General features: G+C 60.5%; 13 protein-coding genes. 6 read left to right on the top strand and 7 right to left on the bottom strand.

The genetic code is table 11. The features are described 5' to 3' along the window. The first annotated feature begins 53 nt into the window (after nt 1–53). The gene (gene macA / locus DK870_RS21380; RefSeq protein WP_060755581.1) at nt 54–1205 is read left to right on the top strand and encodes a macrolide transporter subunit MacA; all 1152 of its coding nucleotides are present in this window, start codon (nt 54–56) and stop codon (nt 1203–1205) included. Nucleotides 1206–1208: 3 nt separating this feature from the next. After that, on the top strand, nt 1209–3167 hold the full coding sequence (locus DK870_RS21375; protein WP_161549618.1) for a MacB family efflux pump subunit: 1959 nt from the start codon (nt 1209–1211) through the stop codon (nt 3165–3167). Between the two features lie 182 nt (nt 3168–3349). Here DK870_RS21375 and DK870_RS21370 read toward each other — a convergent pair whose 3' ends face one another. Together DK870_RS21370 and DK870_RS21365 are read right to left on the bottom strand one after the other, a co-directional pair. Then, on the bottom strand, nt 3350–4024 hold the full coding sequence (locus DK870_RS21370) for a helix-turn-helix transcriptional regulator (RefSeq protein ID WP_174554038.1): 675 nt from the start codon (nt 4022–4024) through the stop codon (nt 3350–3352). A gap of 162 nt (nt 4025–4186) precedes the next feature. Next, nucleotides 4187–5431, bottom strand: a complete 1245-nt coding sequence (locus DK870_RS21365) for a methionine gamma-lyase (protein ID WP_090370368.1) — start codon at nt 5429–5431, stop codon at nt 4187–4189. A 123-nt stretch (nt 5432–5554) separates the two neighbouring features. Between DK870_RS21365 and DK870_RS21360 the strand changes: the two genes are divergently transcribed. Next, a complete protein-coding gene (locus DK870_RS21360) occupies nt 5555–6025 on the top strand; it encodes an Lrp/AsnC family transcriptional regulator (protein ID WP_060755577.1) in 471 nt (156 codons plus the stop codon). Here DK870_RS21360 and DK870_RS21355 read toward each other — a convergent pair whose 3' ends face one another. From DK870_RS21355 to DK870_RS21345, 3 genes are all read right to left on the bottom strand, one after another. Continuing rightward, nucleotides 6026–7330: an ATP-binding protein gene (locus tag DK870_RS21355; RefSeq protein WP_104994091.1), complete on the bottom strand. Its 1305-nt coding sequence runs from the start codon at nt 7328–7330 to the stop codon at nt 6026–6028. It abuts the gene before it with no gap. Continuing rightward, nucleotides 7327–8067 carry a response regulator gene (locus DK870_RS21350; RefSeq protein WP_060755575.1) on the bottom strand — a complete coding sequence of 247 codons (741 nt, stop codon included), beginning with the start codon at nt 8065–8067 and terminating at the stop codon, nt 7327–7329. The genes DK870_RS21355 and DK870_RS21350 overlap by 4 nt, the downstream gene beginning before the upstream one ends. 171 nt (nt 8068–8238) lie before the next feature. Then, nucleotides 8239–9648: a PLP-dependent aminotransferase family protein gene (locus DK870_RS21345; protein WP_161549617.1), complete on the bottom strand. Its 1410-nt coding sequence runs from the start codon at nt 9646–9648 to the stop codon at nt 8239–8241. Nucleotides 9649–9839: 191 nt separating this feature from the next. On the opposite strand from DK870_RS21345, the gene DK870_RS21340 reads away from it, so the two are divergent. From DK870_RS21340 to DK870_RS21330, 3 genes are all read left to right on the top strand, one after another. Beyond that, on the top strand, nt 9840–10472 hold the full coding sequence (locus DK870_RS21340; protein ID WP_090370374.1) for a LysE family translocator: 633 nt from the start codon (nt 9840–9842) through the stop codon (nt 10470–10472). An 81-nt stretch (nt 10473–10553) separates the two neighbouring features. After that, the gene (locus DK870_RS21335) at nt 10554–11612 is read left to right on the top strand and encodes a diguanylate cyclase (RefSeq protein WP_161549616.1); all 1059 of its coding nucleotides are present in this window, start codon (nt 10554–10556) and stop codon (nt 11610–11612) included. Between the two features lie 47 nt (nt 11613–11659). Beyond that, nucleotides 11660–12889 (top strand): M20/M25/M40 family metallo-hydrolase, encoded by a 1230-nt coding sequence (locus DK870_RS21330; protein WP_161549615.1) that lies wholly within the window; start codon nt 11660–11662, stop codon nt 12887–12889. Between the two features lie 208 nt (nt 12890–13097). Here DK870_RS21330 and DK870_RS21325 read toward each other — a convergent pair whose 3' ends face one another. Next, nucleotides 13098–13496, bottom strand: coding sequence for a hypothetical protein (locus DK870_RS21325; protein WP_305987652.1), 399 nt, complete (start codon nt 13494–13496; stop codon nt 13098–13100). Between the two features lie 25 nt (nt 13497–13521). Then, nucleotides 13522–14738, bottom strand: a 1217-nt coding sequence (locus DK870_RS21320) for an RHS repeat domain-containing protein (RefSeq protein ID WP_178126893.1), incomplete at its 5' end; no start/stop codon positions are given.

The raw sequence follows: 14738 nt of genomic DNA, 5'->3' as shown, positions 1-14738 counted from the left end.
ATTTTTAACTGTCCCGCTTTAGAACGGACCTCATCACTGCTTTAGGGTCATTTATGCAAAAGTCAAAGTTTCGCAAAGTCGGCTTCGGCCTGGCGCTGGTTGTCGCGGCGGCATTGGTCATCTACACGGTGCAAGCGCCCGCCGACGCCCCGCAATACCTCACCGCGCCCGCCGAACGCGGTGATATTGAAAATGCCGTGTTGGCCACCGGCCTGTTGGAAGGGGTCAAGCAGGTCGATGTCGGCGCCCAGGTTTCCGGGCAGTTGAAGTCGCTCAAGGTCAAGGTCGGCGACAAGGTCAAGAAGGGCCAGTGGCTTGCCGAAATCGACCCGTTGATCCTGCAAAACACCCTGCGCAAAGCCCAGGTGGATGAAGAAAACCTGCAGGCCCAACGCCGGGCCACGGCGGCCCAGCTCAAGCAAGCCAAGTCGGTGTATGAACGCTACAAGGACTTGCAGAGCGACGCGTCGGTGTCGCGCCAGGATTTCGAGAACGCCGAGTCGAACTTCCAGGTGCAGCAGGCCAACCTGGTGTCCCTGGATGCGCAGATCAACAGCGCGCAGATCCAGATCGACACCGCCAAGGTCAACCTCGCCTATACGCGCATTGTCGCGCCCATCGACGGCGACGTGGTGGGGATCGTCACCCAGGAAGGCCAGACGGTGATCGCCAACCAACTGGCGCCGGTGCTGCTCAAGCTGGCGGACCTGGACACCATGACCGTCAAGGCTCAGGTGTCGGAAGCCGATGTGATTCATATCGGCAGCGGCCAGCCGGTGTATTTCACCATCCTCGGTGAGCCTGAAAAACGCTACTACGCGAAGCTGCGCGGCACGGAGCCGGCGCCGCAGAACTTCCTGGAAACCCAGGCCGCGGGCACGTCGAAGCAGAACACCGCGGTGTTCTACAACGCGTTGTTCGAGGTGCCCAACCCCGACCATCGCCTGCGCATCTCCATGACCGCCCAGGTGCGCATCGTGCTCGACACCGCCCAGGCTGCGTTGCTGGTGCCGGTGGCGGCACTCGGTGCGCGCAGCCCCGATGGCCGCTACACGCTGCGGGTATTGGATGCCAAGGGCCAGGCGGTGCCCCGCGAGGTGAAGACCGGCATCAACAACAACGTCAAGGTGCAGATCCTCGAGGGCCTGGCTGAGGGCGATAAAGTCGTGATCGGCGATGCAACCCCTGCCGTGGCAGGGAGCTGACGCATGGCTCAGCCGCTGTTGGAGCTCAAGGGCATCACTCGCAGTTTCATGGCCGGCGAGCGTGAGTTCGTTGCGCTCAAGGGCATCGATCTGACGATCCAGGCCGGGGAAATGGTCGCGATCATCGGCGCCTCGGGGTCGGGCAAATCCACGCTGATGAATATCCTCGGCGGGCTGGATTACGCCACGGCCGGCAGCTACAAGATCAACGGCATCGAAACCCGCTCCCTGGGGGATGAGCAACTGGCGGAGCTGCGTCGGGATTATTTTGGTTTCATCTTCCAGCGCTACCACTTGCTGGCGCATTTGAGTGCCTTGCACAACGTGGAAATGCCGGCGATCTACGCCGGTACGCCGCAAACCGCAAGGCACAGCCGGGCTCGGGAGTTGCTGGCGCGCCTGGGGCTGTCGGGGCACATCAGTCACCGGCCGAGCCAGTTGTCCGGCGGGCAACAGCAGCGGGTGAGTATTGCGCGGGCCTTGATGAATGGCGGCGAAGTGATTCTCGCCGACGAGCCCACCGGGGCACTCGATTCCCATAGCGGTAAAGAGGTGATGCGTATCCTCACTGAGCTGCACGCCGCCGGGCATACGGTGATCATCGTCACCCATGACCCCAAGGTGGCGGCGAATGCCCAGCGTATCGTCGAGGTGTGCGACGGCGAAATCGTCAGCGACCAGGCCAACGAACGTGTCGGCCTGGACTTGCCCAGCGAAGCGCCCATCGAACCCAGACGCAGCGGCGCACGCCGCTTGGTGGCAAGCCTGGGGCTGTTCAAGGAAGCGTTCAACATGGCCTGGGTTGCGCTGATTTCCCATCGCATGCGGACTTTGTTGACCATGCTCGGGATCGTCATCGGCATTACGTCGGTGGTGTCGATCTCGGCGATCGGCGAGGGTGCCAAACGCTATGTCCTCAAGGACATCCAGGCGATCGGCAGCAACACCATCGATATTTTTTCCGGCACCAGTTTTGGTGACAGCCGCGCATCGGCCATCGAGACCTTGATGCCGTCGGATGTGGAGGCGTTGAACCAGCTGTATTACGTCGACAGTGCCACGCCGTTGGTGGGCCGCAACCTGTTGCTGCGCTTTGGCAACATCGACGTGGATGCGCAGATCAATGGCGTGAGTGAGCGCTATTTCAAGGTCAAGGGCTTGAAGCTCGAAGCCGGGATTGCCTTCAGCGAAAATGATGCGCGACGCCAGGCGCAAGTGGTGGTCATCGACCACAACACGCGTCAGCGTTTGTTCGGGCCGAATATTGACCCGCTGGGCCAGGTGATCCTGGTGGGCAAGCTGCCGTGTACGGTGATCGGGGTCACCGCCGACAATAAAAACATGTTCGCCGCCAGCAAAGCGCTGAATGTGTGGGTGCCTTATGAAACGGCGGCGGGCCGCGTGTTGGGCCAGCGCCACCTGGACAGCATCACTGTGCGCATCAAGGATGGCCAGCCGAGCAAGGTGGTGGAAGACAACGTCAATAAACTCATGCTGCAACGTCACGGCACCAAGGACTTCTTCACCAACAACCTCGACAGCATCATGCAGACGGTGCAAAAAACCAGCCGTTCCCTGGCGTTGCTGTTGTCGTTGATCGCCGTCATTTCGCTATTGGTGGGGGGCATCGGCGTGATGAACATCATGCTGGTGTCCGTCACCGAGCGTACCCGCGAGATCGGTATCCGCATGGCCGTGGGCGCACGGCAGTCGGATATCCGCCAGCAGTTTCTGGTGGAGGCGGTGATGGTGTGCCTGATCGGTGGGGTGATCGGGATTTCGCTGTCCTACGCGATCGGCTATCTGTTTTCGCTGTTCGTGAAGGAGTGGGAAATGGTGTTCTCCCTGGGCTCGATCATCACCGCGTTTGCCTGTTCGACGCTGATCGGCATTGTGTTCGGCTTTGTACCGGCGCGAAATGCGGCGCGACTGGACCCGATCGAAGCACTGGCCCGCGACTGATTGTGCCTCTCACTCATGTGGCGAGGGAGCTTGCTCCCGCTGGGCCGCGAAGCGGCCCCGGCTTTTGGTTTGAAAAGACTAGGCCTGCTACGCAGTCCAGCGGGAGCAAGCTCCCTCGCCACAAGTTAGTCGTCGTCCGTTCTATCGATTAACCGACAGGCATCAGGGTTTGCCCGCCCTGTTTATTCTGGGAGCGGTCCATCGTCGGTGGCGTACATCCATCGCAACAATGAGTGCCGTCCACTGATCCCCAGCTTGATCGCCGCCCGCTTCAGGTAGCTCTCGATGGTGTTGACCTTCAGCGCCAATTGTTCCGCCAGTTCGCGCGCGGTGCGCCCGGCCAGCAGGCCGACACAGACTTCCAGCTCACGCTTGGACAGCTTCAGCCCCGCTTGCACCAGGCGCTCCTGGATGCGTTGACGCAAGGCTTCGAGGCCCTGGTTATCCGTTAGCGGCGGCTCGCCGTCCTGGCGGCAGGGATGTATCGCCGTGATGTGTTTTTCCACCATCGGCAGCAGCAGGGTGGAAAAATCCCGCAGCAGGCTGCGTTCTTGCGGCGAAAAGTTTTCGGATTGCTGGCCGCGATACACCGACAGCACGTAACGCACATTGTCCTTGCAATGCGTCAGGTGCAACTGGGCGGCAGGTTGCTCGGGGTCCAGGGTCACCACCGAATCGGTGTAGACCGGGTTGATCTCACGGTGGGCGTGCCCGGTGCAACTGACCTGCAACTGCTTGATATGGCTGGCGTCCACTGCCAGTTGGGTACGGATAAGGTCATGCAGCAAGCGTGGGAAATGGCGACTGCCAGTGCTGGCGATGACCTTGCCTATCTGTGGGAACAGGTGTGAGTTCATCCATTCATCCATGAATTTCAGGTGCAGATATTTGGCCTTATGCTAGTACAGCCTGACGCAGGGATGGGGATCCAATCGGTAAAAAATCAGATTAAAACGCATAACGGCGGTCGGACCAGTCCGACCACCGTTTGTGGGAAAGGATAACGCCGAGCTTGGGACTTATTTCAGGGCATGTTCGACGGTCGAGGGCCGGCGGGTCGTCTCGCGCATGCATTTGGCCAAGGCTTGTTGCACATCGGCCAACAGGTCGGCGACGTCCTCGAGCCCCACCGACAAACGCACCAGACCTTCACTGATACCGTGGTGTGCACGTTCTTCCGGGGTATAGGTGGAATGGGTCATGCTCGCGGGATGCTGGGCCAGTGATTCCGCATCGCCCAGGCTGACCGCGCGGGTAAACAGCTTGAGCGCGTTCATGAAGCGCCGACCGGTCTCAATCCCGCCCTTGAGTTCAAACGCGATCATGCCTCCGGCCATTTTCATCTGGCGCGTCGCCAATTCGTACTGTGGGAAAGAGCGCAGCCCAGGGTAAGTCACCCACTGCACGGCAGGGTGCGCCTGCAAGGCTTCGGCCACCGTCTGGGCGCTGCTGCAATGGCGTTCCATGCGCAGGGCCAGGGTCTTGAGACCACGCATCAACAGCGAGGCATCCTGTGGAGACATCACTGCGCCGGTCAGGTCCTTGAGCCCTTGCAGGCGAATGCGTTGCGCCAAGGCGTGGCTGCTCACCGCCACGCCGGCGGTAATGTCGCCGTGCCCACTGAGGTATTTGGTGGCCGAATGCACGACCACGTCGGCGCCCAATTCCAGGGGCCGTTGCAGGTAGGGCGTGCAGTAGGTGTTGTCGACCACCAGCGTGACATTCGGCTGCTCATGGGCGAGTTGCGCCACGGCGGCGATGTCGACCAATTGCAGGGTCGGGTTGGCCGGGGTCTCGCAATAGATCATGCGGGTGGCAGGGGACAGTGCCGCGCGAAGGGCGGCCAGGTCGGTGAGGTCGACATGGCGCACTTTGATGCCGAACTCGCCGATGCCGTGGTGCAGCAGGGCGAAGGTGCAGCCGTAGAGCGTCCGGCTGACGATGACTTCGTCGCCTGGACGCAGCAGGGTCCAGAACGTCGCCGCAATGGCACCCATGCCGGAGCTGAACGCAACGGCGGCCTCGCCGTTCTCCAGGGTGGCCATGCGCGACTCGAGCAGAGCCAGGGTAGGGTTGGAAATACGTGTATAGAAATGGCCGTTCGCTTCACCGGCGAAGCAGGCGGCGCCATATTCGGCCGTGGGGAAGGCGAACGTGGCAGACAGGTAGATCGGCGGCACCAGGGCCCCATGGTGGTCCTTGGGGTCATAGCCGTGGTGGATGGCGCGGGTGGAAAATCCGAAGGCAGGGTGTTTATTGTTCATCTCAAGCGCTCCTTATTTCCTACAATGCTATGCTCATAACCGCAGATGAACGTTGCCAAATTTGCCGACAAATCCCGCGTCAAGGGATGAAAAACCTATAAAAATAATGATCAGAGGCACGTTATGCCCATCCGTCTGGACCGTACCGACAAAGCCCTTTTAAACGCGTTGCAAGGCAATGCCCGCCTGACCGTCGCCGAACTGGCCGACCGGGTGGCCCTGACGACCTCGCCTTGTTGGCGACGGGTCAGAAACCTGGAAGACAGCGGTGTGATCAGCGGCTACCAGGCGATTTTGTCGCCCAAGGCGCTGGGGTATGGGGTGACGGCGTTTGTCAGCATCATGATGGAGAGCCACACCCAGGACATTGCCCGGGCGTTCGAGAAACGGCTGTTGGAAATTCCGGAAATCGTGGCGTGCCATAACGTGTCCGGGCGCTATGACTTTCTGCTGGAAGTGGTGGCCAAGGACCTGGAGTCGTTTGGCGAGTTTGCCAGGGAGGTCTTGCAGACGCTGCCCTGTGTCAAAGAGATCTATTCGAGTTTTTCCTACAAGTCGGTCAGGCCGTTGCGGGTGATTCCGTTGCCGGGTTGATCAGAGCGTTATGCGCACCTCGGCACACAAACCGCCGCCCTCGCGATTGCTCAGGGTCAGTGACCCGCCAATCGCCACGGCCAGTTGCTGCGCAATCGCCAGCCCCAACCCGGTGCCACCGGTGCCACGGTTGCGTGAGCTTTCCACCCGATAAAACGGCTGCATCACTTGCATCAGTTCTTCCTCGGCGATACCGGGGCCGCGGTCCAGCACCTTGAGCGAGCATTCGCCGTTGGCCGTCGAACTCACCTGCAGTTCGGCGCTGCCGGCGAATTTCAGCGCATTGTCCACCAGGTTCACCAGCACCCGGCGCAGGGCGTGGGGGCGGGTGTCCAGCAGCACCGCGCTTTTACCGCTGAGGCTGACGTTTTTATGCATGTCCTGGTAGTCAAACACCAGGCTGTCCAGGAACGCATCCAGGTCGATGCGGTGGCTGGCTTCGGTGGCGCCGTGGACGCTGCGGGCGTAGGCCACGCCTTCACGCACCAGATGCTCCATTTCCCCCAGGTCGTTCCACAGTTTGTCGCGGTCGACTGAGTCCTCCATGAACTCGGCGCGCAGCTTCATGCGGGTAATCGGCGTTTGCAGGTCATGGGAAATCGCCGCGAGGATCTGCATGCGTTCCTTGAGGTATTCGGCGATGCGCTGTTGCATTTGATTGAACGCCACCGCCGCGTGGGCCACTTCGGTGGGGCCTTTTTCGTCCAGGGGCGTGGGATGGGCGTTCGGGTCGAGGGTTTCCACGGCGCGGGCCAGGCGCGTCAGCGGGCGGATGGCCAGGCGCACGGCGATCCAGGTGCAGCCGAGCAGCAGCGCCAGTTGCAGCACCAGCACCACCGGCAACCAATAAGCGACCGGCTGGGCGGCGGGGCGCACGTCAATGGTGATCGGGCTGCCGTCGGCCAAGGTCAGGTGCGCCTGGAAATGCTTGCGCAGGCCGGGCAGGTCACGAAAGGTCAGGGCATAGTGCTCACCCAGGGCGCTGGCGATCGAGGTTGCCGCCATGGGCACGTCATCGTTGCTCAGCGGTTCGCCGGTTTCGCCGGCATCGAGCAGGTAGCGGTAATTCTGCCGGTCGAGGCGTGGCAGCCAGCTTGCGCGTTCATTGGCGGGCAGGCGGTCGAGGATCGCCACCGAGGTCGACACATCGTTTTCCAGGTTGCCGAGCATGACGGTGCGGGCGCTGATGTAGCGCTCGTAGAACTGCGCACTGAACGACAAGCCATGGGCACACAGCAGGCTGATCAAGAAGATCAGGGACAACTGCGACGCCAGCGTGCGTGGCCAACCCAACCGCCACTTCATGGCGCGGCCCCGAGAATTTCCACCGGCAGGGAAAACACATAGCCCTCGCTGCGCACGGTCTTGATGTAGGCCGGCTCACGGGCATCATCCAGCAGGCGTTGGCGCAGGCGGCTGACCAGCAGGTCGATGGAGCGGTCGAACAGGTCCGCGTCACGGCCCTGGGTCAGGTTCAGCAACTGGTCGCGGTTGAGCACGCGCTGAGGGTGGTCGAGGAACACCCGCAGCAACCGGTATTCCGCGCCGCTCAGGGCTACCAACGTGTCGTCTTCATCCAGCAGGTGGCGGGCGGTGGTGTCCAGGCGCCAGCGGCCAAAACGAATCAAACGGCCGGTTTCGCTGACCACCAGGTTGGGCGGCAACATCCGCGTACGGCGCAACACGGCGTTGATCCGCGCCAGCAACTCACGGGCGGCAAAGGGTTTGACCAGGTAATCATCGGCGCCCATTTCCAGGCCGATGATGCGGTCGGTTTCGTCGTTGCGCGCCGTGAGCATCAGCACCGGCGTCGCCTTGTGCTTGCCCACCCGCAGCTCGCGGCACAGCAGCAGACCGTCGTCGCCGGGCATCATGATATCCAGCACGATCAGGTCCACGGGGGTGGTGTCGAGGAAGCTGCGCATCTGGCGGCCATCGGCGACCACGGTGGTGCGCATGCCGTTTTTCTTCAGGTAATTGCCCACCAGCTCGCGGATCTCGCGGTCGTCATCGACGATCAGGATGTGATCGACATGCTCCATGCTGCGTTCCTCAAAAAGTGTGATTGCCGCGCAGTCTAGCCATTATGGGCGCCGTTGCCTTGTGCCCTTTGTATTGCACTGTATCTGGCGATAAGTAGATACACGACGAGGCAAAAAACAGCCGGATGATGTTTGACGTCAAGGGCACCTCGTTGAGCTTCTACGGCCTGTTCACCTGCCCACGGCCTTGAGCAGCAAGGTCTCGAATAACCGCTGAACCCTTGGCTCATCGGTATGGGCCACATTGAAACGCATCGAATCGCCGTTGGCCGGGTCATAGCCGAACAGTGCGCCCGGTGCCAACGCCATGCTGTGTTTCAACGCCGCCTGGGCCAGTTGCTCGGCATTCACTCCCGCAGGCAGGCGCGCCCAGATGAACATCCCACCCTCATAAGCCATCGCCGGTTCGCAGCCACAGCGCTTGAGCCATTGCTCGACTCGTCCGCCGGCTTCCTGCAGGCGCTGCACCGTGCGTTTGCGGTGCCGGGCATAGCTGCCTTCGCTGAGCATGCGGTACACCACGTGCTCGAACAGTTCGGAGGTGACGCCGCCGCTCATCAATTTCATATGCGTCAGGTTGGCCGCCAGTTGTGGGGCGGCCACCACGTAGCTGACGCGGGTGTTGGCGCTGAGGATCTTCGAGAAGCCTGACAGGTAAGTGACCTGGTCCAACCCGGCCAGGGCCGCCAGGCGCGGGGGAGGGTTGGGATGCAGGTCGCCGTAGAGGTCATCCTCGATGATGTGGCAGTGGTACTGCCGGGTCAGTTGCAGCAGGCGAAACGCCTGGCTGGGGCTGAAGGAGTGACCGGTGGGGTTTTGCAGCACGCTGGTGGTGAGGTACAGGCTGGGCCGGTGTTCGGCGAGCAATTGCTCGAGTGCGGTGAAGTCCAGACCGTCGGGGCGACGCTCGATCGTCACCACCTTGACCCCATGCAGAGCCAGGTTGGCGTGGAAGTTGAAGTAGCACGGCGCGTCCAGTAGCACGGTGTCGCCGGGGCGGGCCAGCAGGCGCATGAGCATGTCCAGGCCCTGCACGGTGTTGGGGGTGGTGATGATCTGTTCCACCGGCACCGACAGGCCGTCGCTGTGCAGCTTTTGTTGCAGGGCCTGGCGCAACGGCAACAAGCCCGCCGGCGTCCCCAGCCCGGCGATCCGCAGTGAGGGCGCGCGCACCACGCTGCGCAGGGCCTGGCGGATGGCTTCGGTGTTCAACCAGTCTTCCGGCAAGTGCCCACTGCCCGGGCGCAGTTCGCTGTCGGCGTTGGCCAAGGGGCGTCGCAATACGCTGAGCAAGTCCTGGGGCAACAGATCAACCCAGGCCACCGACGCCGGCCGGGCGGTTTCCATCGCGACGAAGTAGCCACGGCCCTGGCTGGACGTCAGCAGGTTGCGCCCGCGCAGGCGGTCCAACGCCTCATTCAGGGTGAACTTGCTGACGCCCAGCACCTGGGTCAATTCGCGTACCGACGGCAACTTGCTGCCGGGCGCCCACTCGCCACCTTCGATGGCCTGGCTGAACGCCTCGACGATCTGCTGAACCTTCGGCGTGCCTTCCACAAAGGCGATGGCGGATATGAACATAAACCTTCCTGGTGTTTACCGGTGATTTTACCGGTGAAGTCAGGCCGGATTAGGCACCACTTTACCTGCCTTGTGCAATGACGCTGGCCTAGACTACGCGCCAGGCGCCGCTGTTGGTCGTGGGGGTAACGCCGGCCCGGCTGGCGACGACGCTCAAATCTCTTTGCTACCCCCTCCAAGGCCCCCTGACCATGACCAGTGCGTTAACCCTGTCTTCGTTTCTCTATTTCCTGGTGTTTTGCGCCACCATGACCTTCAGCCCCGGCCCCATGACCTTGCTGCTGTTGAGCCTGGGCCTGAGGGACGGCCTGCGTCGTTCGATCCCGGCGCAGGTCGGCGCCAGTGTGGCGTACCTGATTTCGATCCTGATCTTTGCCGTAGGCTTTTCACAGTTGATCAAGGGCAACGTTGTCATTACGCAGACCCTCCAGGTGGTCGGCGTGGCCTACCTGCTTTACCTGGCCTACAAACAATGGACCAGCACCGGCGGAATCATCGCTCAGGGCGGCGCCCCGGAAAGCTCGCGCAGCCTGTTCGGCAAGGGGTTGTTGACCGGGTTTTCCAACCCCAAGACGCTTATCCTGTTCAGCGCGGTGTTCCCGCAGTTTGCCGGGGCAGGGGAACACAGCTCTATGGCGGATATCGCGATCCTGGGCCTGACCTTTCTGCTGCTGCAATTTGCCAGTGGCTGCCTGTATGGCTACTTCGGCCAACGCATCAAGGGCGTGCTGGAAAACCCCAGGCATCGAGTGCTGCTACAGCGTTGCACGGCGCTGATGCTGGTGGGGGTTGCGGGGATGTTGGCACGCGGGTTTTCGCACTGAAGTATTAGCCCATAAGCGGTAGTGGCGATTTGACTCTGCCCTGATAGACTCCAGGCACTTAGCCTGGATTACACCCACACCATGCCAGCCGCCGGAGGAAAGGGACTTCCGCTCGCTTCGCGCCTATACAAATCCCGCGCATTGGGGCTGACGCTCGGCTTTGTGTGCGTGGTGTTTGCCATGTACCCGCTGCACCCGTCCGCCTGGGTCTGGGCCTGGATGGTGATCAATGCCTTTGTGTGGCCGCACCTGGCCTATCAAAGCTCGCGGCGTGCGAGCAATTCGTTGCGCAGTGAGCGACGCAATCTGCTGTTCGATTCTTTTTGCGGGGGCTTCTGGGTCGGTGCGATGCACTTCAACCCATTGCCCAGCGTCACCACGCTGTCGATGATGACCATGAACAACGTCGCCATCGGCGGATCGCGTTTCATGTTCATGGGCTGGGTGGCGCAAGCGCTTGGCATTGGCGTGTCCCTGCTGTTGTTCACGCCGGCGTTCATTGCCGTGACCAGCCAGGCGCAACTCTACGCCTGCCTGCCGATCCTGACGGTGTATCCCCTGGTCCTGGGCTGGATCTGCTATCGCCAGGCCGTGACCCTGGCGCGGCACAAACGTGAACTGCTTGCCCTGAGCCGCACCGACAGCCTGTCCGGCCTGCTCAACCACGGCGCCTGGAAAGACCACCTCGAAATCGAATTTCAACGGTGCCGCCGTGGTCCGGCCGGCGCGGCGATCGCCCTGATCGATATCGATCACTTCAAGACCATCAACGACACCTACGGCCATGTGACCGGTGACATCGTGCTGCGCCAACTGAGCAAAGTGTTGCGCCAAAGCTTGCGCATCACCGACCTGGCCGGGCGTTATGGTGGCGATGAGTTCTGCGTGATCCTGCCGGGCATGCCGCTCGACCATGCCACCGAAATGATGGAGGCCCTGCGCGATCGCTTCAACGCCTTGGTGTACGCCCAGGATCCCACCTTGCGCGCCAGTTTGAGCATCGGCCTGGCGCCGTATCAACCGAGCCACGCCGATTCGCTGAGTTGGCTCAACGACGCTGACCTTGCGTTATACGAAGCCAAAAGCAGTGGGCGTAACCGCGTCAGTTCGGCCCAGGGGAGTTTGTTGCGGTCAGTTTAGTGGGGTAGGGTAACGCGGCCCCTCTCAACAAAAACAAGGATCGGTTCATGCTTTTTACTTTCCCCCGTACCCTTTTGGCCGCGACCCTGGCCTTGTCCGTCGTCGTGCCGGCCTACAGTGCCGAACCCCACAAACAGATCCAGGCGGATGCCGAACAGTCCAAGGCCCCAGCCTTGAAATTGCTGGAGCGCCTGGTGAATATCGACTCGGGCTCAGGCTACGAGCCGGGCCTGACCCAAGTGCGCGACATTGCGGTGGATGAACTGAAACAGCTCGGTTTCAGCATTGAGTTGGTACCGGACAAAGCCGCCAACAACAGCCATGTGGTCGCCACCCTCAAGGGCACCGGCAAGGCCAGGATTTTGCTGATGGCCCATATGGACACCGTCTTCAAGGAAGGCTCGGCCGCCGAGCGTCCGTTTCACATCAAGGACGGCCGCGCCTATGGTCCCGGCGTGATGGATGACAAGGGCGGCATCGTCGCCGGTATCTATGCGCTCAAGGTCCTGAAAAACCAGGGCTTCAAGGACTACGCGCAAATCACCTTCCTGCTCGACGCCAGCGAAGAAACCGGTTCTGAAGCAGCCTCCGAGCTGATCCGCAAAACCGCCAAGGCGCACGACGTGACCTTGAACCTCGAACCAGGCCGCCCTGCGGACGGCCTGGTGGTATGGCGCAAAGGCAGCGCGACCGCCGTCGTCGAAGTCAAAGGCAAAGCCGCCCACGCCGGCGTCGCCCCGGAACTGGGTCGCAATGCGGCCATGGAAGCCGCGCACCAGATCCTGCAACTGGGCAAGTTGGGCGATGAAGAGAAGAAAACCACCATCAACTTCACCGTGCTCAAGGCCGGTGACCGCGTCAACGTGATCCCCGACCAAGCCACCGCCAAGGCCGACGTCCGCGCGGCGTTACCGGAAGAGTTTGATCGCATCGAGAAAGACCTGGCGCGAGTGTCGGCCAACAAACTGATCCCCGACACCGAAGTGACCACCAGCCTGCACCGGGGTTTGCCACCCATGCCGCAAACGCCGGAGTCGGACAAACTGGTGGCGATTGCCCAAAGCATCTACGGCGAATTGGGCAAGACCTTGACCATTGAAGGCAGCGGCGGCGCGGCGGATGCGAGCTTGTCAGCGGGTGTGGGCACGCCGACGCTGGATGGGTTCGGGATAGTGGGCGGCAATATTCACACGCCGGAAGAGTACGCGGAGGTGGAGAGCGTAGTGCCTCGGGTTTATTTGTTGAGCCGGATGATTATGGAGCTGTCGAAGCGGTGATTGGGTGGGGCCTTATCGAGATGATGATCGCCCCCCTTTTTTTGTGGCGAGCGAGCTTGCTCGCGCCGGGCTGCACAGCAGCCCCAAAACAGACAATACCTATTCAATTGAAAACACCCGTCGCCGGACCTTGGGGCCGCTTCGCGGCCCAGCGCGAGCAAGCTCGCTCGCCACAGGAGGCGGTGTCGCGTTGCAGATCGGTGCGGTGTTACCAAGTTGATGGGTCTTCGAGGCTGGCTTTTTGGAGGTCGTCTTTCCAGACTTCGTTGGCTAGTCGATATATGTCTGCGAAGAAGCCTCGAGGGTCAGCTATTTCTGTTTCGTCCCAGGCCATCGTTATGTATTCGTCGTAGTCATTTTCGAACTCTTTCGAAAAGTCGAATTCGGTGTTGTCTAGTGCATCCCTGAGAGCAGACATCAATAAGAAACGATGTCTGTATGACAGGTACATGAGGTCTTTCAAGATATAAGAAATTATAATTTTTTTCCTATCCTTCTCATTGTTAGGATTGTATTTTCGTAATTCTCTTCCAACCGTTTCCTCGATGTCATATATCGACAATGCCCCTAATATATGAGAGATGTTAGGGATGTAAGGGGTATTCATGAATGGACATTTCAGCATTGTCTGCTCACTTGGGGAATGCGGTGAAAGGTCGAGTTGGGTTGTTTCTATCAAATCTAATTTCCGCGCGCTCCAGGTTTTCAATGTACCTAGGGTTGTTTATGTCCCCACCATTAGGTTTGTAGCCTCGTCCGGCTCCAGATAGCTCGACTATGACCACCGGGTTGCCTCTCCTGTCAAATCCCGTGGGAGATGGCGAAGCGCCCTGCATCCTACCCATGGCCTTATTTATAGCGTGGAGCTGCATTTTCCAAGACTTAAATTGGGAGCTAGAGCTGATAGTTCCTCTCTCCCCTGTGGTTGGATTTGTTCCATCAATTGATCGTTGTTTTAACGCGTTGTCTGATATCTCTGGGCCATGCTTTTCAACCGTATGCATATCGTATTCCTGCTCCCAGGCTTGCACTTGTCGTTTTGCATTTGCCTCGGCCATTTTATCTATTCTCGCCTGCCGCTCAGATCGCGTCAGTTGAGGTAGAGCGGGTGCGCCTTCATTAACGTTGGGTATCGGAAGGATAGGGGGAGCGTCAGGCTTGCACCCATCCCCACCAGGACACGTGCTCAACCCCAGCGGATCCACCCACCCCGTAGGATTCGGCACGTACTGGTACGCATTGATCCCACCCGCCAGCTTCACCGGATCCGGCGTCAGGTAGCGACCAATATCCGGATTGTAGTAGCGATGACGGTTGTAGTGCAGCCCGCTTTCCGCGTCGCAGTACTGGCCTTGAAAACGCAATGGGTTGTCGATTTTGCCGACATCAAGGCGGGCTATTTCGCCATAGGCACGGTAGTGCGCGGACCAGACGATTTCGCCTTCGTTATCGGTCAGTTCCTGCGGCGTGCCGAGGTGGTCGAGTTGGTAGTGGTAGGGCTTTGTTTCTTTCGGCCCAAAACCTTCCAGTAAAACCAATGGGCGGAAGCTGTCGGGTTCGTATAGGTAGCTGCGATGGCGCTCCGCATGATGCTCGGCAATCAGCTTGTCGCCTTGCCAGAAAAACTCCGTGGTCGTGTCATCCACGGTTTTGCTGATGCGCCGCCCAAATGGGTCGTAGCGATAGTGGGCGGTTTGCCCGTTGGGTGTGGTGAGGCCAATCAAACGGTTTTGGCAGTCGTAGCGGTATTCGGTGGCGAGTTGCTGGCCTTTGCCGCGTCGTTCGCGGATGAGGTTGCCGAAGGCGTCGTAGTCATAGTGATGATCGCCCTGGATCATCAGGCGATTGC

Source organism: Pseudomonas sp. Q1 (genome assembly GCF_009935975.1).
Classification (GTDB): domain Bacteria; phylum Pseudomonadota; class Gammaproteobacteria; order Pseudomonadales; family Pseudomonadaceae; genus Aquipseudomonas; species Aquipseudomonas palleroniana.
The sequence above is the reverse complement of the archived record's forward strand: the minus strand, read 5'-3'. Positions and strand labels throughout refer to the sequence as shown.